The sequence below is a fragment of the Phytomonospora endophytica genome, assembly GCF_014202425.1.
GTDB lineage: Bacteria > Actinomycetota > Actinomycetes > Mycobacteriales > Micromonosporaceae > Phytomonospora > Phytomonospora endophytica.
This window is the reverse complement of the sequence record NZ_JACHGT010000002.1, coordinates 114,200-139,603: the sequence shown is the minus strand read 5'-3', so window position 1 is coordinate 139,603 and position 25,404 is coordinate 114,200. Positions and strand designations below refer to the sequence as shown.

The 25,404-nt window shown below is 66.3% G+C and carries 17 protein-coding genes; 5 read left to right on the top strand and 12 right to left on the bottom strand.

Annotated elements, in window-relative coordinates:
- Window position 1 precedes the first annotated feature (1 nt).
- The 3 genes from HNR73_RS03820 to HNR73_RS03810 all read left to right on the top strand — a co-directional run bounded on the left by HNR73_RS03820 (window position 2) and on the right by HNR73_RS03810 (window position 5,972).
- Window positions 2-2,863 (top strand): pPIWI_RE module domain-containing protein, encoded by a 2,862-nt coding sequence (locus HNR73_RS03820; protein ID WP_184785864.1) that lies wholly within the window; start codon window positions 2-4, stop codon window positions 2,861-2,863.
- A gap of 381 nt (window positions 2,864-3,244) precedes the next feature.
- Window positions 3,245-3,499 carry a hypothetical protein gene (locus HNR73_RS03815; RefSeq protein ID WP_184785863.1) on the top strand — a complete coding sequence of 85 codons (255 nt, stop codon included), beginning with the start codon at window positions 3,245-3,247 and terminating at the stop codon, window positions 3,497-3,499.
- A 16-nt stretch (window positions 3,500-3,515) separates the two neighbouring features.
- Entirely contained in the window at window positions 3,516-5,972 is a 2,457-nt protein-coding gene (locus HNR73_RS03810; RefSeq protein ID WP_184785862.1) for an N-6 DNA methylase, read from the top strand.
- On the opposite strand, the gene HNR73_RS03805 is transcribed toward HNR73_RS03810, so the two are convergent.
- The 9 genes from HNR73_RS03805 to HNR73_RS03765 form a co-directional block, all read right to left on the bottom strand.
- The gene (locus HNR73_RS03805) at window positions 5,922-6,266 is read right to left on the bottom strand and encodes a hypothetical protein (RefSeq protein ID WP_184785861.1); all 345 of its coding nucleotides are present in this window, start codon (window positions 6,264-6,266) and stop codon (window positions 5,922-5,924) included. The genes HNR73_RS03810 and HNR73_RS03805 overlap by 51 nt on opposite strands.
- Window positions 6,263-7,078: a hypothetical protein gene (locus HNR73_RS03800; RefSeq protein ID WP_184785860.1), complete on the bottom strand. Its 816-nt coding sequence runs from the start codon at window positions 7,076-7,078 to the stop codon at window positions 6,263-6,265. The genes HNR73_RS03805 and HNR73_RS03800 overlap by 4 nt, the downstream gene beginning before the upstream one ends.
- A gap of 8 nt (window positions 7,079-7,086) precedes the next feature.
- A complete protein-coding gene (locus HNR73_RS03795) occupies window positions 7,087-7,404 on the bottom strand; it encodes a hypothetical protein (protein WP_221330711.1) in 318 nt (105 codons plus the stop codon).
- Window positions 7,405-7,725 (bottom strand): YbaB/EbfC family nucleoid-associated protein, encoded by a 321-nt coding sequence (locus HNR73_RS03790; protein ID WP_184785858.1) that lies wholly within the window; start codon window positions 7,723-7,725, stop codon window positions 7,405-7,407.
- A 6-nt stretch (window positions 7,726-7,731) separates the two neighbouring features.
- Window positions 7,732-8,058: a YbaB/EbfC family nucleoid-associated protein gene (locus HNR73_RS03785; protein WP_184785857.1), complete on the bottom strand. Its 327-nt coding sequence runs from the start codon at window positions 8,056-8,058 to the stop codon at window positions 7,732-7,734.
- A 92-nt stretch (window positions 8,059-8,150) separates the two neighbouring features.
- Window positions 8,151-9,668, bottom strand: coding sequence for a hypothetical protein (locus tag HNR73_RS03780; protein WP_184785856.1), 1,518 nt, complete (start codon window positions 9,666-9,668; stop codon window positions 8,151-8,153).
- Between the two features lie 156 nt (window positions 9,669-9,824).
- Window positions 9,825-10,088 carry a hypothetical protein gene (locus HNR73_RS03775; protein WP_184785855.1) on the bottom strand — a complete coding sequence of 88 codons (264 nt, stop codon included), beginning with the start codon at window positions 10,086-10,088 and terminating at the stop codon, window positions 9,825-9,827.
- 50 nt (window positions 10,089-10,138) lie between these two features.
- The gene (locus HNR73_RS03770; RefSeq protein WP_184785854.1) at window positions 10,139-10,342 is read right to left on the bottom strand and encodes a DUF397 domain-containing protein; all 204 of its coding nucleotides are present in this window, start codon (window positions 10,340-10,342) and stop codon (window positions 10,139-10,141) included.
- On the bottom strand, window positions 10,343-11,179 hold the full coding sequence (locus HNR73_RS03765) for a helix-turn-helix domain-containing protein (protein ID WP_184785853.1): 837 nt from the start codon (window positions 11,177-11,179) through the stop codon (window positions 10,343-10,345).
- 560 nt (window positions 11,180-11,739) lie between these two features.
- On the opposite strand from HNR73_RS03765, the gene HNR73_RS03760 reads away from it, so the two are divergent.
- Entirely contained in the window at window positions 11,740-11,994 is a 255-nt protein-coding gene (locus HNR73_RS03760) for a hypothetical protein (RefSeq protein WP_184785852.1), read from the top strand.
- Window positions 11,991-12,176, top strand: a complete 186-nt coding sequence (locus HNR73_RS03755; protein WP_184785851.1) for a hypothetical protein — start codon at window positions 11,991-11,993, stop codon at window positions 12,174-12,176. The genes HNR73_RS03760 and HNR73_RS03755 overlap by 4 nt, the downstream gene beginning before the upstream one ends.
- A 19-nt stretch (window positions 12,177-12,195) precedes the next feature.
- Here HNR73_RS03755 and HNR73_RS03750 read toward each other — a convergent pair whose 3' ends face one another.
- The 3 genes from HNR73_RS03750 to HNR73_RS03740 are packed head-to-tail and all read right to left on the bottom strand — an operon-like array spanning window position 12,196 to window position 25,234.
- Complete coding sequence (locus HNR73_RS03750) at window positions 12,196-16,152, bottom strand: Eco57I restriction-modification methylase domain-containing protein (protein WP_184785850.1); 3,957 nt, start codon at window positions 16,150-16,152, stop codon at window positions 12,196-12,198.
- Window positions 16,152-19,034, bottom strand: a complete 2,883-nt coding sequence (locus HNR73_RS03745) for a DEAD/DEAH box helicase (RefSeq protein ID WP_184785849.1) — start codon at window positions 19,032-19,034, stop codon at window positions 16,152-16,154. The genes HNR73_RS03750 and HNR73_RS03745 overlap by 1 nt, the downstream gene beginning before the upstream one ends.
- Window positions 19,031-25,234, bottom strand: coding sequence for a protein kinase domain-containing protein (locus HNR73_RS03740; protein ID WP_203685915.1), 6,204 nt, complete (start codon window positions 25,232-25,234; stop codon window positions 19,031-19,033). Before HNR73_RS03740 ends, HNR73_RS03745 begins: the two co-directional genes overlap by 4 nt.
- Between the last annotated feature and the right edge of the window lie 170 nt (window positions 25,235-25,404).

Sequence of the window (25,404 nt, the reverse complement as noted above, 5' to 3'; positions counted from 1 at the left end):
CATGGCCATGGGATACGACGAGCTGCACGTGTCCGCCTTCGAACCGAATCCCTCCGAATCCGACTACACCGAGTGCTGGCAGGTGTTCACGCTGCCCGGCGAATGGAAGGCGGCGATCTTGGAGGCCCTCGCACGTGCCCGGCGTAAGCAAGACCGCGCCTATCTGCCGATCAGGGCCTTCAACCGGGTCATCAGTGCGGTCGTGCCCGACGTGCTGCACGTCGCCTCCAATGCCGACGACCTCGACAAGCCGTGGCTGTACGCCCGCAACGCGTTGCCGGAGAACGTGATGACCAGGCTTGTCGCGGCCTGGATGCGATACTTCGGCGCCTCATACGACCTCAAGCCGGTGGAACTGCGCGATCTGTTCGGCGTTCTCGACGTGGGCGGCAGTGCCGTGTGGGAGCCGGCCGTCGTCGACTTGTGGGAGAACAATCCCACCGCCGGCGGGACCGCCGGGCCACATCAGCGCCTGTTCTGGCTCCTGCCCGACACCCTTGCCCGCACGATCGCCTCGGCGTCGGCCGAGCACCCGTACGACCCGGGCGGGCAGGCGATCACGTTTCGTCAGGTCGTTACCGACGAAGGGGCTGAGCTGGTTTCCTGGCCGCCGAGCAAGCACGGTGGCTTCCACTTCTCGGCGGTCATCTGGATCCGCTTGCACACCGAGCCGTTCAGTCCCGTGCCGAGGGTGAACCTCCGGGTGGGGTTGAAGCGATGGAAGCGCAGCCCCAGCAAGGGGCGCATCCACATTCCCGACCGCAAGAGCATCGGTGTGTACCTCAAACCGCACAGCCCATGGATCGAGGACACGCCGGTACCGGAGCGCTTGTCGCGGGTGTCCTTGCGACGGGGCAGGGACGGCGAGATCGTGTGGTCGTACGGGGAGCCGGCGGGGATGCTGGCCGAGCTCGGGACGACCGGGATGCCCGATCCGGCGAAGCTGTGCGCCGACCCGGACTCCTGGATCAAGACGGCGGGGGTTGTCCACCACACCACGCACGGGCGCCACGGCGTCCAGCTCGGGATTTCGCCCACCGAGACCATGGACATCATGGAGTGGGTCGCGTCGTTCCTTGAGCCGAAGTATCGGCGAGTCGAGCCGCTTCGGCTGGTTCCGGGGGCGCTCAAACCGCGGTTCCAGGTTCCGAAGGTGCTGAAGAACGTTACGGAGGTCGTTCCTCCCACACCTCCTGAAACCGATGACCCCGCCGAGCGCGAGATCTACCGGATGGCTCTGGAAGCCGCGGAGAAGAAGCAGGCGGTGAACCTCAAGAACAAGCAGAAGGCTGCCGCCGACGCTGAGACGGCGGTCAACGCGTGGCGGGAGCTGCTGTCGCACGCGACCGATTGCGATGAGGTCGCCGTGCACCTGCTCTACCGGACCCCGGAGGTCCGCGAACGGATCGTCGAGGCCGCCCGTTCCTGCCTGGACGTGAGCGAGGTGCACATCGAGGAGGACGCCGCGTTGGGCCGCCAGGTGATCTATCTGGACGCGGAGACCGTCGCCGTCCGCATCACCGCCGACCGCCTTGGCGGCCTCGACGAGCCGATGCTCATCGACGGTCACACCCCGTACGGCCGCAAGCAGTACGAGCAGGCGAAGGCGGAGCGGGCCGAGCGGACGCGGGCCTACCTCACCGAACTTGCCGTGGACGCCGAACTGCTCGTCGTGGAGCTCCCTGACAAGGACTTCTACGCCGGTGAGCGCAACCGATCCATCACGACCGACCCTAAGCAGGCGATCCGTGTGGGCGCCGGTCGTGCCGGGTACGTCGTCCAGTGCATCACCGGCAAGCCCAGCGGGGAGAAGGAGGACGTGGACAGTCTCCCGGACCGGGCACGGGCGGCCTGGGAGGACGGCCTTCGCGCGGTCGGAGTGCGCTTCATTCCGGAGCACACCGTGGGGGACGCGATCCCCAAGGATCTGGAACAGCTCGCCTTCTGGCTCGTCAAGCGCAACCGGACAGGCCGCACCCGGCCGGCCTTTACGCCGGTGGCGGTGCTGATCCGTCCGGGTGAGCGCAGGATCATGGCGAAGCTCCCCGACGGACCGTGGCGGCCGTACCCGGACATCCTGCGCGAGGTCACCGAGCTCAAGCCACTCCCGGCGGGCACGAACACGTGGGAGCAGAAGAAGACCGTTGGGCGTTTCGTCGAGGACGTCCTGCTGGAACTGCGCACCCGGCAGCTGCTGGTGCTGGTGTCGGCGAACAACGCCCGGCAGCGGTGGGACGGGATCTTGAACCCCCGCCTGCTCGCCGACCAGATCGGATACGGGATCAGCGTGTCCAAGACCCTAGCGAAGCTGAACCCACGTGCTCGGGTGGTGAGGCTGCGCAACTCCGGAAGCGACCGGGTGGAGACTCCACAGTGGTGGGCGCCGGACCCGAAGACCTTCGACGAGCGGACGAAGCGGATCACCGAGGCGGGGTACTCGTCGGGCTTGTGGCGGCACGAGAGCTCCTCGGACCGCGTCTTCTACAGCACTGCGGAGAAGAACGACCGCCTCAACTCCCACAAGCGGACGCTGCGCAAGCTGACCGAGTCGGTCTCGGCGGCGGGCAAGCCGGTGCGCGCGCAGGCAGGGAAGACGATGCCTCGCCCGGAGTTGGTCGAGATCGCGGTGCTCGGAATGGTGGCCGGGGACAACCCCCGCGACTGGGCGGTGTTCACCCACCAGCAGCGCTTCGTGTCGGAGTACCGGATCGGGCTGGCTTGGCCGCTGGCGCTGAAGCTGGCCGCCGACATTGGTGACTACGCCCAGTCGGGTGCGGACGAGGAGGCTGAGGACGCGGAAACCGCCCCGGCCGAGGAGGAGCCGGAGCAGCCGGGGTTGTTCGGACTGGAGGACTTGGGCTGAGTCCAAGCGGCGGCCCGGGACGGTGTGAACCGTCCGGGGCCGCTTCGCTGTGACCTCGGTCTACTGTGGGTCTGGGTTGACAGTATTCACACTGATCCCTGATATATTTGGGATGTGGAGTCCACTTGTGCTGCGCGGTCATACCGCGTCTGGATGGTGAGGCTGCACTCGCAGCGGTTTTCAGTTCTGTCGCAGCAGTGTGCGACGCGGAGTTGAAAATGTCTCACGAGTGGGCTACCGTACGAGGAGCGCTCCACAGTGGAGCGTGGGGGCAGCTGAGACAAAAAGACGGCCCCGGTGCAACGGGGCCGTCGTCCAGGTCATACCTGGATGCATTGATCACGCTCAGCCTACCTCAGCGAAGAGGTAAGGAGATGGCCAGTGGCCAAGGAGTACACCGCTGAACTGCGCGGACAGGCCGTGCGGACCTTCATCGAGACGTGGACCGACTACCCGTCGGAGACACAGGCGATCAAGGCGATCGCCGCCGCTTTCGGGCCCGCGCCCGAGACGATCCGAACCTGGGTCAAGAAGCACGAGGCCGCGGTCGAGCGGGAAGAGTTGCTGAACGATAACGACAGGCTGCGCGAGGCCCACCGCCACGCGACGTCGGCACTCCTGGCCGTCGCGGCATAAGGAGTAGTTGCACACCGTGAGTACGGACGAGGACCTGATCACCGCTGACGAGATCGCGTACTACGCGGACGTGAGCGCGTCGGCGGTGATCAATTGGCGGGCGCGGCACGAGGACTTTCCTCCATCGCGCCCGATCGGCGGGAAGGAGCATTACCCGCTCGACCACGTCCTCGCCTGGCTCGACGGACGGCGCATCCCCCGCAACCGGCTCGCCCACGGCGAGCTCCCGGGGGCGACCTACGGCTCCCGCCTGCGGCGTGGTCTCGGACGCGAGGCCACGCCGCAGGCGGCGGCGACCGACCCGCGCAAGTGGGCGGAACAGCTGTGGCGGGACGCCGAACGGCTGTGGGAGGGCTCCGACCCGAAGGAGCTGGCGGAGTTGTTGCTGTTCAGGATGGAGGAGACCTCCGGGGACGTACCGTGGCCCACCGACGAAGTCGGCTCGCTGCTCATCAGGTTCGTCAACGGTTATGCGGCCAAGGATCCGCACGGCTTGTGGCGTGCTGAGCTTCACGACGCGATTCTTCGGCGGGGCGGCATCCTTGACGATCCGAAGGCTTCCCAGGTGTCCACGCCACCATCGTTGGCGCGATTGCTCGCCCGGCTGGTCATGGGCCGAGGAATCCGAAACGTGCTCGACCCTAGTGTGGATTCGCCCGCGACGGCTCTTGAAGTGGCCCGTGTGGCTGACTCGGACGGCTTCTCGCGCCCTTCGTTCACCGGGCTCGCGTCGACACCTCTCCTGACCGACGAAGTCGGCCGTGTGCTGACGCGGATCGGTGCCGGGACCTTCACGGTCGCTTACGAGGAGTTCCCCTCGTGGCTGTTGGGGGTCGATGACGGGTGGGATGCGGTCATGGCCAACCCGCCGTTCAACGCCAAGACCCCCAGTGGTGTCCCCGCGCGGCTGTGGCCCTTTGGCATTCCACCGGAATCGAACGCCAACTTCGCATGGCTCCAGCTCGCCTGGGCGGCGCTTGTCGAGGGTGCCCGCGCGGCGGTCGTGCTGCCGGTGAGTTCGCTCAGTGCGGGCCTGCGGGATCGGGAGATTCGAGCGACGATGCTGAGTCGGGGCGCCGTCGAAGCGGTCATCACCTTGCCCGCGAAGCTGTTCGCCACGACCGGCGTGCCCGTGGCGGTGTGGCTTCTGACCAAGGGTGCTGTCGAGGAAGACCGCGACGTGTTGCTGATCGACGCCTCAGAAATGGGGCGCCCGGTGTCCCGCACACAGCACGAGCTGTCCGATGAGGACATTGACGAGATCAGCACCACGGTCCTCGGATGGCTTGTTGACGCGCCGACGTTCCGGGCCGGCTTCGCTGACGTGGTTTCCCTTGCGGAGATCAGGGCTGCCGACTGGTTGCTGCTGCCGGGCGTCCACTTCGGTGATTCCGTGGAATCGACCCTGTCGGAGGCCGGGCCGGGGATCCTTCGTGCGGAGCTGAACCGACTCCGCGATGACCTGGTGACCACCGAAGACCGGATGTTGGCGCGTCTGGGCGAGGCGACCAAGGCGATCAGAGGGCAGCGCGAGACCACTCAACTGCGTGAGATCTGCTTCATCAAGTCGGGGCCGGCCGGTCGCCGTTTGACGCTGATACAGCCGGGGCTGGAAACCGTGCCGGTGGTGACGCCGAGGGACCTGGCCGGAAATCGAATCGCCGCACGTCCGCTCGGGGCGGTGTCCCGGAAGGTCGCCGAGGAGGCTCGGTCCTATCAGGTGCGCAAAGGCGACCTGCTGTTCTCCCGCGTCGGGGACCTGGGGCGGGTCGCCGTCGCCAAGCCGGAACACCATGGCTGGGTCATGGGTTCGGGCTGTTTCCTGCTGCGGGTCGAGTCCGACGACGTCGACCCGGAGTACCTGGCGCATTTCCTGCGACGCTCGTCGGTGCAGGAGTGGATTAAGCGCAACAACTCCGGCTCGGCTGTGGCGACCCTCAACCCGACGGTTCTGGGGATGCTCTCAGTGGACGTTCCGTCCTGGGAGGAGCAGCAACGAGTGGCGGGAATCCTCGGCGCACTGGATGAGAAGACCGCGCTCCACCGCAGACTGGCCGAGACCACGGCCGCACTGCGCGAAGAGCTTTCGGGGGCGCTGTTCGATCTTGACCCGGGGGTGCCGACGAAGTACCTGCCAGTCATTCACGTGCTGGAGCGGTTGCCGAGCGGGAAGTGGGTCAGTTACCAGGACTTGGCAGATGTGGTGGGGAGCGGCGCCCAGACAATCGGCACGGTCTTGCGGGAGGCCGTGTACGTGCCGAACGCGTACCGCGTTCTGCGATCGAATGGGAGAGTCTCACCCGAATGGGAGACGAACGACGGGCTGCTCACCGCCGCCGATGTTCCCCGCCTGCTGGAACTCGACGGGGTGCCGTTCGAGAAGGGGGCAGCGGCGCAGTCGGCGAGGGCGTCGATGGAGGAGCTACGGAGCCTTCTTGAGGAGATCCCTCACGATGGCCTCTCTAAGCAATGAGATCCGCAGCGATCGCTCGCGAGCGTCACCGCCGGCGGCGGTGACGAATGCGTTGGTGGGCCTGCCCTTGACCAGGCCGAGAAGGGCTGTGAGGAGCAGGAGCAGGATGGTGGCTGCCAGGATCGCATAGCTCAGTTCGGGGCGATGTGGCTGCGGATAGGCGAGTGAGGCTACAGCGAGAAGGACGCCGATGATGAAGCTGAGCCAGAAGCCGCGGAAGTATCGGATCATTGACCTGTAGCGCCCGCTGGCGCGTACGGCTTCAAGCTCCGCACGGGTCTCGGATGGGATCATTCCGGCTTCCAGGGCGCGAAGAGCTCGGTCGAGCTGACCGAGCCGGGAGTGAACTGGAGTTCGGTGATGCTCGCTGTATTGAAGGCGAACGGGTCGTCCAGACCGGCGACTCCGGTTGTGCCCTGGTTGATCCGCTCGATCTCGGCGGTCCATGCGCTCTGACTGTGGATCACGCCCGCGATGCAGCCCGCGACCGCGCCGACGGCCGTGCCGATGATCGCGCCCGGAATCGCTCCCACCAGGGCGAAAGGCGCGCCTATCGCGGCCCCTGCGCCACCTCCCACGACGGTACCGCCGAGGAGGCCGCCGAAGAGGTCGAGCTGATCGTGCCACATGGTGCGCAGGCCCTTGAGATTCTGCTGGATGTACTGCACGCATTGGGACTGGGACGCCTCGACGGCCCCGACGAGTCCGCTCACGCCGTCACTGCCGATGGCCAGATCGCGATGTGCGTTGATCCGGCTGACGAGGCTGACGTTCTCGGCGGCGGAGGAGTCGCCGTTGACGTACGTTGCGAGGGCTTGCCAGCGGTGCCCGAACGCGTCTGCGCCGGCGCCCTGCCACCGGTTCATCAGCGTGATCTCCTCGGAGTTCTCAGAGGTGATCGTTCCGTAGCTGTCTTTGGCGGGGAGGAGCGCCAGGATCTGTGCACGCATCGCTTCGGTGTCCACGGAGGCGAGCCCATGGATGACCACGCTTGGCAGTGGCAGGCTGTCGGGCGCGCCGAGGAAGGTTCGCGCCAGGTCGTCGGCGGTCTCTATGTCGTCGGCGTAGGCGTCGGCGACCGCCCGCAGGTCTGATCCGTAGCTCACTCCGCCTCCTAGAAATGCCTGTAGGGATCGATGGTCTCGTTGGCCGCGTCGTCTGTGTCCTGGTAGTCCTTGGCGACCTGGTCGAGGGCTTGGGCGTGGTACTGAAGTTCCTTCGCGACCGTGCTGGCCTCGTTCTTTCGCCACAACAGGGCAGCGTTCCAGTTGTCCATGAGTTGCTGCGCCCAGGGAGCGTCGGCGCCGCCGAAGGAGCCGATGGGGAGGAGCCCTCTGGTGACCTGATCGGGGATGGCCTGGACTTCGGCTCTGGTGCGGTCGCAGAAGTCGCGGAACCAGGTCAAGGTGGAAAGATCAGCCTCCACTGTCACTCACTTTCCTTCGCCTGAGGGCTTGAACGCGTCGACGACGACTTTCCACTGCGCTCTCTGCACCGTGGTGACAGCCTGGTTGTACGCGTCCACAATGGATTGACCGAGCTGTGTCGGGCCGCAGGTGCGCAAGGCTCCCGGCCGGATGGACACCTCGCGTACTCGTAGATCGCCGCCGACCTCGACCCGTACCGTCTTGTCCGGCGATGTGACGCCGACCCGGGCGTTTGCCGCCTTCTGTTTGGCGGCGGCCAAGGTGCTTCGGAATCTGTTGATCGCGCGGTTGACTTGGGTGTGGTGTTCGCGCATTGTCGATGCCATGGCCGGTCAGTCCTTCTGCTCGGCAACGGTCTTGACGGCCGTGCATGCGACCTTCTCGGCTTGCCGGATCGCGGCAGTGACGATGTGGGCGAGGTCAGCCTCGCCGAGTCTGCCGGTCGCGTTGTTGCGGAACTCGATGCCGGTCAGCGTTCCACCCGCGGTCATGTGGACCCGTACCATCCGATCATCGGAGTCGACGCTGAACCTGACCTGGGACAACTGCTCGGCAGTGGTCTTCACGTCCTTGCTCGGACGGAACTCCGAGGACCTGAGATCGTCGATGAGGTCGAGGGTCAGATCATCGAGGGGCTCGGGACGAGCGCTGTCATGCATCGCTGAACCGTTTCCGTAGGCAGGGCAGGACGGCCGAACCTACGGTAGCGCGATGCTGCAACAAGGTGGCTCATCGTAATCGAGGATGCCGGTCAACCCGCGCGGACGGCGTCCAGCGCCTTGCCGATCTCGGCCCGGGTGGCGGCGTCGAGCCGCGAGGACTCCACCAGGTCGACGACCTTTGGCAGGTCCGGCGGATGCACACTCGACAGCATGTCGCGCAGGGCATCGGGGCCTTCGAGTTCGAGGGTCGGCGCGAAGGACTCGGCGAGCATCAGGCCGGACTCGTCGAAGGTCAGGTCGTCCTCGTGGAGTTCGCCTCGGTCGGTGAGCAGGTGTATCGCGGTCGGAGCGAGTTCGGGATCGTCGCGCAGGTCGCGCAGGAGTGCGTCACCGCTGGGGAGGGCGTCGGCGAGCACCGACAGGAGCGCGGCACGGCGGGTCCGGAACGGGACGGTCCTGATCGCTTCCACCAGGTCGCCGGCGTAGCGGCCAGCGCGGGAGAGCCAGATGTCGATCTCGGCGAAGGCGTCGGGTGCGGGATAGAGACCGTCGGCGATCACCCCGAGGAGCTGGACGGGTGTCACGTCGGCGAGTTCGCCGATGAGGGGAACGTCGAGGCCTTCGGCGAGCAGGCGCTCGCGGACCGCCCAATGTCCGAGGTCGGTGAGCCGGATCAGACGGGTGGGCGCGGTCAGTTCCTTTCGCAGACGCTTCACCATTCGCGGTGGAAACTGCGCGGCGTTGGGCCCGGTGAGGTCGGCCAGGTACATGGGATCCGCTGTCCCGTGTTCGGAGGTGAGGACGCCGTAGTCGGCGAGCAGGTCGAATGCCCGGCCGAGTCCGCGGTCGATGTCCGCGCGGAGTTGTTTTGACTGCTCGTCGTGGCCTTCGGGCTCGGTCCACCAACGTTCGGAGAGGGCGTAGACGATCGGTTCGCGCATCCTGGCCACCGGTGCGGGGGAGGGCAGGCCGTAGAGGGAGTTGAGGATGTCGGGGATGTGGACGACGAAGCCTTCGGTGAACAGGTCGTGGAGCGATTCTCCCGGCCAGGGCGACACGCAGACGGCTTCGCCGAGTTCGGCGAAGTCGTCCACGGCCTTCCGGAACAGGGCGAGGGGTTCGCGCAAGAGGGCCGCGTTTTTCTTGACCTGGACGAGGCGGCCCTTGTACTGGCGGATGATCCAGGTCTTCTTGGCCCACTCGATGAGTAGGCTGAGCTTGGGCATGCCGGTGGCGTCGGGGACGTCGAGGTCGGCTTCGCCAGTGCTGAGCAGGCGGGCGGCCTCACGAGCTTCGGGGAGCCGTAGGACGTGCTCGACCTGGACGAGGTCGCGGCCTTGGGGGCCGACCCAGTCGACCAGGGTGGTGAGGGCGATGACGAGGGGGTTCGTGGCGGCGGCAGCGGCGAGGGCCTCGGACTCGGGGAGCGCGACCGGGGGCTGGGCGAAGGCGCGTCCGGTCTCGGTCTGCTCCTCCTGAAAGTGGCGACCCATGATCGTCTCGAAGAGTTCTTGGTCGTAGCGGACGCGGCCCTCCCCGGCCCGCTGGATGAACTCGTCCATGGCGTTGTTGTCATCGAGTTCGACGCCGTTGGCGAGCGCGGTCATCGCCCAGAACTTTGCGGGACCCTAGGTGAAAGGGTCCGTGATGAGGTCCCGGTATGTCGGTGCGGTGGCCTCGATCGCCTTGCGCAGCGCGGGCAGGGAGTGGCCGCGGGGGTCGAGGAGGCCGTGAGTGTCCAGATAGGACAGAAGAGTGTTCAGCTAGGCGGGTGCCTCGGCGAGGGCAGTGGCCTCGGAGGTGACGTTGCTGGGGATGTAATGGAGTAGAAGGCGGCCGACCTCGGTGATGGTCCAGTGGCCGAGTCGGCCGTCGGTGGAGTCGTGGCGGAAGTCGAGGGCCGCCGACCAAACGAAGCCGTCGGCGGGGAGGCCGTGGGCTTCGGCCCAGGCGAGGCCGCGCCGGATGAGGAGGTCTTTGGCGGCCTCGTAGAGCTCGGCTTCGTCGGGTTCGTACCGCATCCGCATGTGGCCAGGGAAGCAGGTGCCCCGACGGCGGATGCGGTCGGGGCACGAGGTCAGGCGTCGAAGTCGCCTCGTCTGAGGCCGCCGACGAAGCCGGCCCACTCGGCGTGGGAGGTGGTGAGGACGGGGCCGGTGCGGTCCTTGGTGTCGCGGACGGCGACGAGGGTGGAGGTGGGGGCGAGCTCGACGCAGTTGCCGTCTCCGTTGGGGCTGTAGCTGCTCTTACGCCACAGTTGACGTGGGTGGGGCGTGGTCATCTAGAGTCCTTCCGCGATGCTGCTGATGAGCTTGATGGACTCCGAGGGCGTCAGGGCCGCCCTGGCCAGGTCAGCGTATATCGTTTGAAGACGGTCGAGCTTCACCGGATCCTCCACGAACATCCGGGTAACGGCGGTTTCGGCGTAGGCGACGTCCGGGTAGTGCTCGCCGAGCGTGAAGTAGGTGAAGGTGCCGCAGTATGCCGCGTGATCGGCGTTGGCGAAGGGCAGGACGCGGATCGTGATGCGGTCCCGCCGGGCCAGTTCGGCCAGGTGCATCAGTTGCTCCCGCATGACCTCAGGGCCGCCGACCTGCCGGTGGAGAGCGGATTCGTCGATGACCATGTCCAGCTCGGGAGATGCCGAGTGGTCGAGGATCTCTTGTCGCCGGAGACGGAGGTCTACCCACTCCGTGATCTTCTCCTCGCGATCCTCGTCGACGGCGGCACCTCGAATGACCGCTTCGGCGTATGCGCGGGTCTGGAACAGTCCGAACAGCGCCAACGCCTCGAAGGATCGAATGCTCTTCGCGCGGGACTCCAGCCAGGCGTAATCGGCGAAGGTGGTTTCCTGGCCCGTGCCGACCATGCCGTCCCACCAGTCCCGGCGCCAAGCGATGTCACGGAGCTCGATCAGCTTGGCGCGTGTGTCGGGATCGGAGATGTTGTAGTGGTCAAGGAGTTCCTTGAGATCGGCTCGCCGGACCTGTGTGAGGGCGTTCTCCATCCGGCTTACGGTCGATGAACTGGTGCCGAGGAAGTCGGCAACCTCGTCGATGCTGAGCTGGTTTTCCAGCCGGTATCCCTTGAGCGTCAGGGCGAGCCACTGGCTTCGCAAGCTCGGACCAAGTACACGGCTCTTCGGACGTCCCATCGCGACCTTTCAAGATTCTTTGGGCAGTTGCAGAGCAAGTAGTTGCATTTCGGACTTGCCCATGCAACAGTAACACTCAGCGTGTCCACTGTCGCCAGTGGTGATCGTCGCAGCTCAGTGCCACTGGGCAGGCGGGATCCACTCTGTGTCAAGGGATCACGCGATGAAAACGATCAGGGCGGGCCGTATCAGGCCTAGACAACCGTCGGCCCGCCCTGATCTCCACAGACACGAGAGGAGCGATCGATGGATCGCGGTACTCGCCTGTACCTACCTTCGTACCATGCGGCCTGGCACGTGCCGCAACGCCGTATCGGCTGGGCCTGGTTCTTCGGCCTTCCGGTCCCGTGGCTGGTTCGCCGCTGCCGGAGCTGCCTACAGAGCTATCCGTGCCCGACAACCGTCCGGGGCCGCGTCGCGGCGGGGGCTCGGCTGACCTGGATGACGGAGACGATTCTCGGCGGGCGACTGCCCGCGTTCGTCACCGCCCGGTCCGCGAACCCCGAGCGGATAGGGGTCGCACGATGAGTCACCCGCCGTACCCGACTTTCAACCTTCTTCGCCCGCCGCCGCCCGAACCCCCGCCGTCGGCGAACCGGCCCGAACTATGGAGCATCCAGCTCCACTGGTGGTGGCGGCACACGCCGACGTCCATCGGCGACCGCGAGTGCAGGTTGTGCTGCCACCTGTGGCCGTGCCCGTCCTGGTTCCACTGGGACGACCTGCTGCACAGGAACACCGGCACGCCGCACCCGACGACGGACCTGCCGCAATCATGACTGCCTTGGTGATCCGCCACCTGGACGCCGACGCGGACCTCTGGAGCCTCGCCTACGCGGTCGCACTGCGCCTGGTTGCGTTCCTCAACCCCCACAAGACCGGACGACACCGGATGTGGAAGAAAAGCTGCGTCCAGTACCTCGTCCGAAAGGACTGGAAGGAGTGCTCCCGATGGAGCTGACCGAGTGACCCCGCAGCTGCTACCCCTCCTCCGCCGGATGGCGAGGTCCGTGGCCCGGAGGAGGGGTGAGTTCGGAGGTGAAGTTCTCCCCGTCGACAGGTGGGACGGTGGTCGAGACGCCGGCCGCCGCCATCTGGTCGTAGTACTTGAGGATGTAGTCCTTCGTGCGAAAGGTGCCGTGCGCGGCGATGTCCTTCCGCTTGACGATGGGGAAGGTTTCCATGATGTAGTCCACGTCTTCGCGAGTGATCCCGTAGAGGTGGAAGAAGAGTGCATCCAGCTCTGCTCGGATGACGAAGCGGCGGTCGTCATTCCAGACGAAGGGCGGGCCGTCGTCGCCAACGTCTCGCGCGAACGGGGCCATGTCATAGGTGGTGTAGGTAAGTTCCAACACTCGGGCAGTAATGAACGACAGATGCGGCTTGACGACTTCAGGGCTCAGGAATGGTAGTTGCTTGAGGGTAAACAGCTGTAGGTGGGTGCCGCCGAGCTTGATCCTAGTGCAGTAGTCCAGGATGAACGAGTTCATGATCCCGGTGAGTGCGACGCCAGCGGTCGGTGGATCCAGCAACGGGAACATTATCGGGATTGTGTGTGATGCCGCCGACGGTGGCAGGATGCAGCTGATCGCTGTCCGCTCGTTTGTGGGAAGTGTAATATCGCGCCATCCGAGGAGCCATTGCTGATTCCAGCCTTTGTCTGTGAGCCGGGAAGTGACCTCGGTTGAGGACACCCAGTATCGAGGTATGGCCGCTGTTGAAGGCGACTGTTTCTCGGCTGATCCAAGGTCGCGAATGGTGCCGTCATCATAAGTGGCCCAGCGATGATCAAAATGGTGCATCATCTTTGCTTCGTATACAGGAATCCGTGTGGCGTTATCTGCATCGAAGAAGAGTTCCGAGTCCTCGGCCATATGGATCAAGCGAGTCTGGAAGTCAAGCTGCCAGGGATTGCTGTTCTGTACCCCGTCTCGAATCAGCACGGTGCGAGGTGGTTCGTAGATTTCAAGGGCTAGGTCGGCGTCGCGGCGGCTGCGGAACACAGGGCACGTGCCGGTGTTTGGATTAAGGAGGGTGATCTCGTCAGGGCTAAGATTGAAGGTCCGATCGGCATCGTCAAGCTCGGACGTGCTGCGCGCGTAGAAGACAAACTCTGCTTCAGGTTCGCGTAGACCACCCCCAGCCGTGACTAGAAGACAGAACTTGAAGGCATGGTGCACCTCAGGGAAGATCAGCGATTCGTTCTCGAAGCCGTGCACTGCGACCAACGAACCGGTCGTGACGAGATCTTTGAAGAAATGCTGTGTTGTTGCGTCAGTCGCGATCCCGGTCGGGACAATGACCCCAGTTCGGCCATGATGGCCTGTCAGGGCCCGATCGGTTTCGGTGAAAACGCTGTAGGTGTTGATGTCTCCGGTGCCAGTCAGTGGGAATCGCTTCGAGGCCTTCGTGAAGTGCGACTGTCCCGACGCTTCCCGCTTCGCTCTCTCGAACTCCTGGTAGAGCGTTGAGTTGGTCTCGGACAGTGTTGCGATCATCCGCTTGCGGGCGGCCGCATTCGGTGCCTCGGCGATCTCCGCGTGCCGCTGGGAGAAGAACTCCTGCTCCTGAAGCTTGATTCGTTCCCACGGCGGGTTCCCCACCACCGCTGAGAACCCCCCAGTCCACCCCGTCTGTTCTTCGGCCCCGAGCCCATGGTCAGGTACCTCGAACACCTCCGGGAACTCCAGATGCCAATGGAAGAACGCGTATTCCTCCGCGAGCCGACGGACCTCCGCCTCGGTGTCCATCGGCAACTTAATGTCCGCCGCAAGTTCCCGGTACCGCTGTTCCGTCGGTGCATACATCCCGTCGTCCTGCTTCGGCCAGAAGAAGGCTGCGCACCATGTGTCTGCGAGGAGCCGCCTCTTGGCGACTTCCTGCGAAGCTTTCCATATCCGATAGTCGGCCTCTTGGGCGTGTACCGCCCTGAGGTCTCGTGCCGGAGCCTGGGTGATCTTCAGCAGTTCGGCCGCGATTCCAGTGTTCGAAGCGTCTGCGCTCGCAGCCCCGATTCCGAAGAGGCCGATCTGCCCCGATGCCCGTTGCTTCCGGTTGTCTCTCTTCAGCTCCCGCGCGACGGCCTTGTCATCCCCCTCGATCGCGGTCCATGCATCGTCCGGGATTCCCTCATTCATCAGCTTCGGGTAAGCCCCGATCAGTGCGTTCCCTCGCTTCACATGCGCGTCCAGGAACCCCAGCGGCATCCCCGGCACCATGGCTTCCATCCACAGCGCCACCTTCGCCAGCTCCACCGCCATCGGGTTCAGGTCGACCCCGTAGATGCACCGCCCGATGACCTCCCGCAGTGCCTCCCGCGTCTCCTCAAGCGTCGGCTCCGGCGTCTCATGCCTCACCGACGCCACCCGCTTCGCGATCCGCCGCGCCGACGCCACTAGGAAATGCCCCGACCCGCATGCCGGGTCGCAGACCTTCAGGCTCAGGAGCTCCCGGATGATCGCCTTCCGGTCGTCCCCGCCTTTCTTCTCCGCCGCGTCGATCACCGGGTCGAGCGTCGTATCCAGAAGCTTTTCGATCAGCGAGGACGGCGTGTAGTACGACCCCGTCGTCTTCCGCTCGTTCCCCGCCAGAGTCTCCAGCACAAACCGCCGCTCACCTGGCACGAACTGCGGCACCCGCTCCAGCAGCGACTCGTAGACCGACCCCAGTTCCTCGGCGTCCAGGTGCCGGTAGTCGATCGCCCGCCATCTCCGCGCACCCTTGTCGTACACCGCCGCCAGGGATCGCACGGCAGCCAGCAGCGCTTCGTTGGAGAGTTCTTTCCCGATGAGCAGCCGGTCGCCCTCGGTCCGGTCGAAGATCCCGCCGAGCCCCGGCAGCCCGAGTGTCTCCAGCCCTTCCTCATCACCGAGTCCGTCGAGGACGAACCGCACCCCCTGGAACAGGTCCACGTGCCTGCTCCCGCGCCGTTTCCGGGCGTGGCTCCGCAGTCGGGCACTGGAGAAGTACTCCCGGTACCGTTCCAGCACGGCGGAATCGGTGTCCTCGGTGTGCAGAACCCCCCGCTCCTCCGCGACGAACCAGAACAGCAGTCGGTAGGTCAACCTCAGCACCGCGTGGTGGAACTCGTCCTTGTCGAGCCTGGTGTCGTCTGGGTCCAACTTGTTCGCACGATGGGCGAGGAACCCTGTCCCCAGGGTCTGGATCGCCGTCTCGACCCCGTCCCGCAACTGGTCCAGGGCCCGCACTCCCGTGCGGATCGCCTCCCCGCGCCAGGTCTCCAGAACACACGTCGAGGCCGGCGCATCCCCTTCAGTCCGGAACCGGGTCGCGTGCAGCAGCCGGTACAGCAGCACGAAGTCCGCGACCAGTTCGCCCTCGAAGATGTCCGCGAGGTTGAACTCCACATAGGCCGGTCCGGACAGCGCCGAGTTGTCCCGCAGCAGTCGCAGGGTCCGTCCATTGGAGACGATGCCCCACAGATTGTCATCGGACCTGTTCAGGCACTCCTGCGTCAGCGCGTAGGCCGATCGGTCGTCGATGTCGGTCGCCCAGTTCACCAATTGAATGGGCACATGCCCCCACTGGTGGGTGATCGGGAAACTCGTACGCCCGTCGTCGTCAGAGGCGGCGATCCCGCCGCCCGCCACCGTCGGCAGTCCGCCGTACCCGAGCTCGTCGAACAGCGGCAGTAGCCACTCGTCGCGAGCCCTGCCCGAAGGATCGGAAAGTGCCTCGCCCTCCTTCAACTCTGCGGGGAGCTTCATTCCCGCCTTACGGAGTTCGCGCCAGGCCGACAGCAGGTACGACCAGCGCCGCTCCGCCGCGTCGTCCACCCCGCGCGACCCCACCACCCGGTAGTCCGCCGGCGCTGTGTGCGCCAGCCCGCGCCCCTCAGCGACCCGCAGTAGGAAGTCCGCGGGCAGCAGCCCTCCAACGGTCGTGAGCGAGGTGAACTGTGTCGAGACAGTGGCCATCAGGCGCCTCCGGGCGAGACGGGCAGGTATACGTACACACCGAGCAGGTCGGCCGTGCCCTGGGGCGTCACTCGCAGGCCGCCGAGCCTCCGCTGGCCCGCACCGCCGACCTCGCGCACCCGCCGGTGCGCGCTGTACAGCTCTTCGGCGAGCCGGTCGGCAGTCTCGGCGAGGTGCTCGTCGAGGGCGTCGCGGGTGTCCAGGATGCGTGCGACTGAGTTCTCCGCGAAACTCCGGTCCACATTGGCCTTCGGTTCGGCGTTGAGGAGTTTCAGAGTATCGCCGTGATCGAGCCACACAGCCCTGTCCGGCGAGCCGGTGAAGGCCAGCAGTCGCACGTCCTCCGCCACAAGGTCGCGGACGCCGTGCCGGGACGGCAGGACGAGCTGGAAGCGGAACCGCGCCAACAGCAGAGTCGTACGGACGCTCACCGCGTCGGTTCGCATCACGCCGGTACGCCGGGCCGGGCGTTCGTTGCTCGGCAGGTCTTTGTCCAATGCGGTATCGAGTGTGTAAGCGGCGAGCGCGGAGATCGCCGGATCCGTCCGAACCAGGGCCGCCTCCCCGCGCGGGACAGCCGGGTTGACGCGGAACACCACCGGCTTGCCCTTGTCGATGGTGTCGCCGCCGAGGGCGGTGCCGAGGGTGTCGCGCAGCCCGACGGGGGTGGTGGTGACGTCGGCGGTGAAGCCTTCGGGGGTATCGGTGATGAGCCCGCCGTAGGCGCGCAGCGCCCGGCGGGTGAACAGGTCCACGTCGGCGGCGGCGCCGAGGACATCGCGGACGGTGTCGATCTCGGTCTTCACCTCATCGGGCTTGATCGCGTTCTGCGCGTACCGTGCGCGAGTGCGCTTCTCGCGGTCGGCGGCCGACTGCCACTCCTTGTCGAGGGTCTGCTCGACGTCGGCGAGTTCGAAGAGGCCAGGCTGGTCGGCGCGGTCGTCGCGGTCGGTCAGCACCAGCCATTCCACGATGGCGTCGGTGACGCCGGCTGAGGCCTCGTCGGGCACCGAGACACTGATGCCGAGTTCCTTGCGGATCCTGCGGTGTTTGGTGATCAGGACGTCGAGGACCTTGCCGTCGATGCCGTTGTCGGCTCCGTAGACCGTCACGACCTTAACCTGGTCCCGCGTCTGCCCGAAGCGGTCGACGCGGCCTTCGCGCTGGTCGTGGCGGGTCGGGTTCCATGCGAGGTCGTAGTGGACGACGGCGTCGAAATGGTGCTGGAGGTTCACGCCCTCCGACAGGCAGTCGGTCGCGACGAGTACTTTGCGCGCGGAGGGGTTCTCCATGCTCGCGGTGGCCAGGTCGGCGATGCGCTGGAGCCGCTGCTGCGGCGACAGGGTGCCGGTGACGGCCTCGACCAGGACCTTGCCGGGCAGTGCCTCGCGCAGGTGCTCCGCGACGTACTCGGCGGTGGGAATGTAGTGGCAGAACACGATGGGGCTGTAGCCCTCGGCGAGCAGCCGCTTCACGTGCTTGATGAGGGCGGCGAGCTTGGCGTCGGCGTCTGGGCCTTCGAGCGCGGCGGCCTGGTCGGCGAGCTGCTTCAGGACCTCGGCGGCGGCCTCGTCGTAGTCGGCTCCAGGTGCGAGGTCGATGCCCTCCAGGCGATCGTCGTCGACGCTGTCCAAAGTGATCGGACGGCCGAGGAGGTCGGCTTCCTCGGCGGTCTCGGCCATCGCCGCCGCCGAGCGGGTGCGCAGGGTCAGTTCAGCGGCCCTCGGTGAGGACACCAGGGACCGCAGCAGCGCGATCGCCGACCACCAGGCGATGCGCTCGGAGCGCCGGTCGGCGCGTCCCCTGGCGCCGGTGACCTTGCCGCGCGCGTGGTCGATGGCGGCGTCCAGGAGGGCACGGTAGCCGGGGGTGAGCTTGTAGGTTTCGTCCTTGAAGAGCCTGTCGGCTGGGAACTCGGTGTCCTCGTCAAGGTAGTGGCGGATGTCGGCGCGTTTGCGCTGCACGAAGTACTCCGCCAGGAGCCGTCGGCCCGCATCCGTGTCGATGTCCACATTCGACAGGCGAGGGTGGAGGAGGCCGAGGAGGTTGCGGAACGCGGCCGACTTCCCGCTGTGCGGGGTGGCGGTCAGCAGCAGGAGGTGCCGGCCGGTGTCGGCGGCGACCTGCTGGAGGAGTTCGTAGCGCAGCTGGTTGCGTTGGGTGGATTTGTCGTCGTCGGAGGCCACGCAGCCGTGCGCCTCGTCCACGATCACCAGGTCCGGGCAGTTCTTCAGGAACTCCGCACGGTATTTGGGGTTCTTGATCAGATCGGTGGAGACCACGACGTGCCGGTACTTCTGGAAGATGGTCTGCCCGAGGTCGAGGGTCCTCCGCAACCGGTTCACCGTCGAGGCGAGGACCAACTCGGTGTCGATGTTGAACTTCTGCCGCAGTTCGTCCTGCCACTGTTCGGCCAGCGCCGGCGAGCACAGGACGGCCAGACCGGAGGCCTCTCCTGAGGCCAGGAGCTCGGTGGCGATGAGTCCGGCCTCCACGGTCTTGCCGACACCGACGTCATCTGCGATGAGCAGCCGGGCCGTTTCCTGCCTCAGGGCCATCAGCAGTGGAACGAGCTGATAGGCGCGTGGGTCCACCGCAAGGCCTGCCAGGGCGCGGAACGGTCCCGCGGAAGAACGGAAACCCACTCGCATCGCCGTGCGCAGCAGACCCGCCGAGGCCGCGTCGCCCAGGTCGCCGGGCGTGGGCGGCGCGAAGGTCGCTTCGGCGACCCCGCCCGGCTCCAGGTCCGGGAAGACCGCAGCGATGTCGTCGTCGGAACCGCCGAGGGGCCGCAGGACCAGCATCTCGGATGTCGACTCGGGGAGGACCACCCAGTCGCGGGCGCGGGTGGTGACCAAGGTGCCCGGGGTGTACACGGTCATCGGGTTCCTTCGCTGGGTTCGGGCGTGTCGGTCAAGCCGGGACCGAAGACGTTGCGGTGCCGGCGGAAGACGCCGATCCAGTCGTCGACTTCCTTGTGACTGAAACGGATCACCTCCCAGCCGACGTCGATGAGGCGGTTCTCCGCCTCGGTGTCGCGGTGGATTCGGCTCGCGCCGGCGTGATGGGGACCGTCGACGAACACCGCGACATCGACACCGTCGAGGCGGTACACGAAATCGGGGCGGCAGCCCAGTTCCGGCAGACTCACCTGCGCCTCGGTGGGCAGCCGGAAACCGTGCCGCTTCACCTCGTCCAGGAAGTGCCGTTCGAGACTCGACTCCGCTGCATTCGTCAGGCGCTGATGTCGGCCGGTGCGGGACTCGCCCTTCCCGGAACTCAGAGCAGTGCCTTCCGCCAGCCGCCGTAGCAGCTCGTAGGCAGAGTGCCGGTCGATGAGCCGGTGATGGAACTGATTCCCGTAGGACAGCAGGCAGTCGTAGCAGGCCTTGGCGCACCCGTCGGGGTTCCGGTCGGTCATGGCTTGCGCGTCAGGATCGAAATGACAGATCTCCAAGGCGGCCCGGGCCGCGCGCGCCAGCGCCGGCGGGTCGTTCTCGAACTGGCGCAAGACACCGGCGCCGCCCTCGCTGGACTCCACGAACAGCAGGAACTCGGTGCGATCGTCTCCGCTGGGCAGCTCGGCGGACAACTCCACGTCTTCCAGCTGGTACGCCGCTTCGATGCCGCGTTCCAGGGCATACATGACCGACAGCGCGGTCTCGCGGTCCACCGGCTCGGCCAGGCGAAGCAGCGCGATGTTGTGGGTGTCCTCAACGAACGGGATCACGCGCTTGCGGACCGTGGTCTTGTCCTCGTCGTCGACCTCGCTGGCGTCGCCGACCGCGCGATCAGCCGCGCCCTTGCCCAGCCAGCGGCCCGTCACCGGGTCGATGAAGTAGCCATCGTCCTTCTGCGTGCGCCGGCGCCGGTTGACCCGGCGCACCAGGGCGGCGTCACCGTAGATGTAGGTCGCCACGTCACCGCCGTCGCGGTCCCGTACACGCGCCTCCACGCGGCCCGGGCGCTCGCCGTGGTCGACGAACTTGAACGCGGTCTCCACGACGTAGCCGACCCGGTGCCGCTCCTCCTCGTCGGAGGTGATCCGGTCGCGCTTCTCGGTGTAGACGGTCTTGAGTTCCAGGAGATTGGTGTCCAACTCGGTCAGGTCGGCGCGGCATACTTCGCAGCGGTCGGCCAGTTCGTCGGGCAGGTGCGCGCAGCCGCACACCCCGCAGCGACGCATTCTCCGCAGGACGAGCTCCCCGTTGCTGTCGCTGTCCGTTTGCACTCTGCGGACCTCGAAACGCTCGCCCTCGTGATAGATGAGGGCGCTGGGACCGAACTCGGTGATGGCGATGAAACGCGAGCGCTGAATGTAGTCGCCCTCGCGCCGGTCCCCGCCAGGGATGAACGCGGCGAGCGGGAGCCTGGGGAAGGAGTATCCCGGCAGGAATCCCTCACTGGCCAGGTATCGGAACGGGTTGAAGTCGGCGCTCATCGTGTTCCGGTCCCCGCCACCGTTGCGTAGCAGCCTCAGCTGGGCGCGGGCCTCGCGCTCACGTCGGGCCGCCTCGTCGCGTTCCCGCTGGCGTAGCTGCCAGCCGATACTTCGGTTGAACTGTTCACGGACGTCGGTGCTCGCCGCTCGGTACAGACCTCGCCAGCGTTCGAAGGCGTGGTCGAAGTCTGTGGGGATTCGCTTCACGACGCCGTCCAGCCAGGCTTCGTCCCACCAGGTCGTCCCTACGAGAGCGGACCTCAGCGGCTCCAGAAGCTCTGAGGCCTTGCGTCTGGTCCTGTCCAGGGGCGCCCGTTGCCGGCTCTTCTCCTTCAGATCGTCGAAGAGGGGCATCTTCGCGTCGGGGGCGAAGTCCTCGTCGTCGAAGGCAGAAGTGTCCACTGTCGACGGGATGTCCTTGCCCGGGGAGATGTCTGCTTCGGTGAGCCAGATCGATTGGATATGCGAGGTGATCAGATCCTCGTTGCACAGGTCGAGGCGGGGTGGAGTGACCGAGCCGGAGACCATCTTCGTCCGGTTCTTGAAGTAGTACTGGTCGTGGGAGTTTCCCGTCGCGCAGTAGGTGACGATCAGCGCCGGTTGCCCGTGGCGCCCGGCTCGGCCCGAGCGCTGCGCGTAATTGGCCGGGGTCGGCGGTACGTTTCTCATCAGTACGGCGTTCAGGTACGCGATGTCGACGCCGAGTTCCATCGTCGGGGAGCAGTACATCACCGGCAGGTCGGCGGACCGGAAGTCCTTCTCCCGCTTCTCTCGCAGATCCGCCGGTACCTGAGCGGTGTGCTCACGCGCCCACAGGTGGTTCAGGGTGTCGGTCGGCCGTCGGTACAGGTTCAGGAAGAAGCGGTTGACTTCGGGGCGGCTGTCGTCGGGCCGGGTCGTGGTGAGCCGGTCGTGGATGCCGTACAGACCCGGGCCGAGCCGCCAGCGCAGGCAGGCGGCGTTGAGACGGTAGCCGTTGCGGTCGGGTGTGTGCGCCTGTCGGGTCGCTCCCCGCACGAAGCGCCGAGGCGCTGGCGCGGTCTCGGTCAGGATTCCCACCTCGGCGAGCAGACGCAGGAGTTGCGCGATGATGAGGTCGCGGTCCTCCAGCTTGATTTTCTCGTTGAGGGTTCGCTGGAGGTAGGCGCCGACCTTGCCGCGTGAAGAGAAGAACTTCAGCAGGCGGTCATCGAAGCCCCCGCCGGATCCCGGGTAGACGATGGTCTGCTGTGGACGATCGGAAGGCGTCAGTCTCCAGCGCTCGCTCAGGCGGCGGTTCGTGGCGGCGGCGAGTTGCTCGAAGCTCTCTTGCCGGAAGCAGTCCACTTCGATGGCCAGTTCCCGGCGCATCGCGTCGAGGACGGTGGTGACGATCTCGGCCCGCTTGGCTGCGGTGGCGTCGGCTAGCAGGTGCACGCCGGCCCAGCGGGGTTCGTCGGCGCAGAGCTCGTCTAGGTCGGCGTAGTGGACGTGCAGCAGGTCGACCTGTTCGAGGTTCGGCAGGGTGATGCGCCAACCGCCGCCGAGGTCGGCGTGCAGGAGCAGGTCCAGTCGTCGCCGGAACACCCCCGTGGTCTCCTGGCGTGCGCTGGAGTACTCGCCGGTGTTCTCGGCGTAGTCGGCGTGGTTCAGCCCCATGGCGGTGGCGACCGCGGTCGCCACGTCCTCGCTGCGGAGGTACGGCTCATCGGCGGGTCGGTCCTTGAGCGCGAGGTGCAGCGCGGCGCGTTGCAGGACGTGGCGTACGAGGTCGTTGAAGTGCCCGGCTTGGAGCGAGGCGTCCTGCCGGTTGTCCACGAAGGACAGCAACTTCTGGTCCGCCTTGGGCATGTTCCGCAGCTCGCGCAGGATGGCCGCGGACAGAACCGACGTCGCGGTCGACCTCCCCTCCTGGTTGAGCGTTGCCAGAACCGCGAAGTCGCCGGATCGGCGGCGCTCGTTGACGACCCCGCAGGACAGGCAGAAGCGGAAGCGCCCCGGAATCCAGGTGGCGGAGGCGCCGTCGGCGATCTCGAAGCCCTGCGGGGTCACCGCCACGGCTCGGGGAACGTCGCCGACCCGTGCCTTCTTGACCACCGGTTTCCCACCGGCGGCGAATTCGATCCAGGAGTCGGGGAGTCGTTCCAGGAGTTCGTCGGTGTCTGCGGCCGGCCACTCCTCATCGGAGCGGATGTGCAGGTAGCCCTCGGCGATGTGGTCGTCTTCGGCCACTTCGATCTGGTAGCGGGCCGTGTAGCGGGGTACCGGGCCGCTGGTATCGCGCCAGACCGAGTAGTAATCGCGGCCGCAGGTTCGGCAAAACGAGAGCGGGACGTAGATCTCCTGCTCTCCACCGGGCCGTTCCACTTGATAGTCGCGGGTGAAGTACCGGCGGTTCTCGGTGTCGAGGGTGGCGTAGACGTGGTCGCCTTTGGACAGGAACTGGTGCAACTTGAAAGCGAACAGCGGCCTTCCGGGCGTCTTGGCGCCATGGAGCAGGAGGCGGCGGATCGCGGCGTCGCACTCTTCGACGGAGGTGCCGGTCTGGCTGGCGAGTTCTTCCGCGGCGGCCTCGACCGTGATCGGCGGACGCCGTTCATAGGTGCCGTCCGAAGCGCGGGCCAGACCGAACTCGTCCTCGATCCAGGCGGCGAGTGGATGGGCACGCAGATCCTCGTACTTCGGCGGGAGGACGGTGGCGTGCACATGCTGTGCGGTGACCGGTTCGGCGTCGGGAACGGTCACACGGACGAGGGTCTCCTCGATGACGTGCTCGGGGCGGATCTCGCGGCCGAAGATGAGGCCGGCGACGCCTGCGACCTCCTTCTTGCGTTCCTGCCGGCCGGTTCCGCCGGTGGACATGGTCGCCGAGGTTCCCACACACTGCACGTCGGGGGCCTCGCAGGCTTGCTTGAGGCGGCGGATCAGCCACGCGACATCTGCGCCCTGGCGGCCTCGGTAGGTGTGTAGTTCGTCGAATACGAGGAACTCCAGTCCTTTCGCGGCCGCGATGACCTTGCGGTCCTCTCTGCGGGTCAGCATCAGTTCCAGCATCACGTAGTTAGTGAGCAGGATGTCGGGTGGATTCGCGCGGATCTCGGTCCGCTTCTCTTGACCCTCCTGACCGGTGTAGCGAGCGAAGGTGACCGGTTCGGCGCCTTCGCCGAAGCCGTCTCCGAGGAATCGTTCCAGCTCCTCCATCTGACTGTTGACAAGGGCGTTCATCGGGTAGACGAGGATCGCGCGGATGCGCTTGTCGTCTGGACCCTTCTTGCCCTTCAGGACCCGGTCGACGATCGGCAACAGGTATGACAGCGACTTGCCGGAGCCGGTGCCGGTGGTGAGGACGTAGGAGGGCCGGTCCTCGCGGGAGGCGACCTCAAGGGCTTCGCGCTGGTGGCGGTAGAGACCCAGCGGCTTGTCTACCCCCGACTTCTTGTCGAAGCGGAAGATCGCATCGCAGCCGTCGTGTAGGAGGCCATCGGCAATCAGTTCGGGGACGGTTCCACCAGCGGCGAAAGCGGGATTGAGCGCCACGTACGGGTCGGGCCACTGCTCGCGGTCCTCGGCTCCTTTGTCGAGGTACTTCTGGATGCGGGGGTCATCGATGATCACGCCGCCGCCCGTGAAGTTCGCGTACTCCTCGACGAGTCTGGTGCGTTGCTCGAAGACGTTGAGGAAGGAGGCGTCAGAGGTGGCCTCGTCGTTGACGGCGTACGACGGGTGGTCCGCTGTCGGCGTGTCGGGCAGGAAGGCGGCGGGGTCGCCGGTTCGGAAGCGCGCGGGCAGAGCCGTGGCCGCAGTGGTCCTGACGACTTCCCACAGGGCCTCGGCCACCGCCTCGGCGGTTTCGGGACGTCCGGCCAAAGCGGGATCGAGGAGGGCGGCCACAAGGATGGCGAGACGGGGAGGGACGTCTCCACGCAGATCCGTGAGTGCCGGGATCGGCACGTCGATCCCGACAGCCAGCTGCTCGGCCCGACGAGCGGTGAACGGTGAGGCGGAGGGCTCGCACAGAAGTTCGTAGAGGAGGCAACCAAGGCCGTACAGGTCTGTTCGGCCATCCAGATTCCCGCCGGACAGCTGTTCGGGAGCCATGTAGTTCTTCGAGCCCACCACTGTGCCGCTGCTGGTGATGCCGGGAAGGTCCAGTGGCAGGCCTACTCCGAAGTCGATGAGCTTGACCCGGCCGTTCGGCAGGAGCATGACGTTGCTGCGCTTGAGGTCGCGGTGAAGGATGTCCGCTCGGTGCGCGACCGCGAGGGCGTCGGCGAGCTGCGCGCCGATGGCTGCGACGGGTCCGACCGGGAGTGCGTCGCCCACCAGATCATTCAGGGTCAGTCCGTCGATGTACTCCATGATCAGGTAGGGTTGACCGCTGGCTTCATCGTGGCCGGAGTCCAGAACGCGGGGCAGACCTGGGGCGTCGAGTCGTTGCATGATCCGGATCTCGCGCTGGAAGCGCTCCAGGTCCTTGGCGGCTCCATGCCGTTTGATGGCATCGACGGGTTCGTGAAGGGGCAGGACGACTTTCAGCGCCACGATCGAGTCGGCTTCGCCCGTGGACTTCGTCACGTCCGCGGCGCGGTACACAGTGCCCATTCCGCCACCGCGTAGTTCGAGCCTGCGGTAGCGTCCCCCGACGAGATCACCCGATGCCATACGCCCTCCGCCTCCACAATCGGTGATGCCTGTCCATCATGCTGCATGTGGATTCGTTGTCAGGCAGGACGATGGCTGGGCAGGTGTGAATCTAGTACACACGGGCGGGCGCGGGCTGGCGCAGTGTGGTGGTGGTGCCAAACCTGCAACCGGGAGCCGGCGCGGTTCTA

Excerpts from the sequence above, each read along its gene's own strand:
- HNR73_RS03775 (WP_184785855.1), bottom strand. The coding sequence starts at position 10,088 with ATGCGGATGCGGTACGAACCCGACGAAGCCGAGCTCTACGAGGCCGCC.
- HNR73_RS03755 (WP_184785851.1), top strand. The coding sequence starts at position 11,991 with ATGACTGCCTTGGTGATCCGCCACCTGGACGCCGACGCGGACCTCTGG.
- HNR73_RS03745 (WP_184785849.1), bottom strand. The coding sequence starts at position 19,034 with ATGACCGTGTACACCCCGGGCACCTTGGTCACCACCCGCGCCCGCGAC.
- HNR73_RS03770 (WP_184785854.1), bottom strand. The coding sequence starts at position 10,342 with ATGACCACGCCCCACCCACGTCAACTGTGGCGTAAGAGCAGCTACAGC.
- HNR73_RS03805 (WP_184785861.1), bottom strand. The coding sequence starts at position 6,266 with ATGATCCCATCCGAGACCCGTGCGGAGCTTGAAGCCGTACGCGCCAGC.
- HNR73_RS03790 (WP_184785858.1), bottom strand. The coding sequence starts at position 7,725 with ATGGCATCGACAATGCGCGAACACCACACCCAAGTCAACCGCGCGATC.
- HNR73_RS03740 (WP_203685915.1), bottom strand. The coding sequence starts at position 25,234 with ATGGCATCGGGTGATCTCGTCGGGGGACGCTACCGCAGGCTCGAACTA.
- HNR73_RS03785 (WP_184785857.1), bottom strand. The coding sequence starts at position 8,058 with ATGCATGACAGCGCTCGTCCCGAGCCCCTCGATGATCTGACCCTCGAC.
- HNR73_RS03780 (WP_184785856.1), bottom strand. The coding sequence starts at position 9,668 with ATGACCGCGCTCGCCAACGGCGTCGAACTCGATGACAACAACGCCATG.
- HNR73_RS03760 (WP_184785852.1), top strand. The coding sequence starts at position 11,740 with ATGAGTCACCCGCCGTACCCGACTTTCAACCTTCTTCGCCCGCCGCCG.
- HNR73_RS03820 (WP_184785864.1), top strand. The coding sequence starts at position 2 with ATGGCCATGGGATACGACGAGCTGCACGTGTCCGCCTTCGAACCGAAT.
- HNR73_RS03750 (WP_184785850.1), bottom strand. The coding sequence starts at position 16,152 with ATGGCCACTGTCTCGACACAGTTCACCTCGCTCACGACCGTTGGAGGG.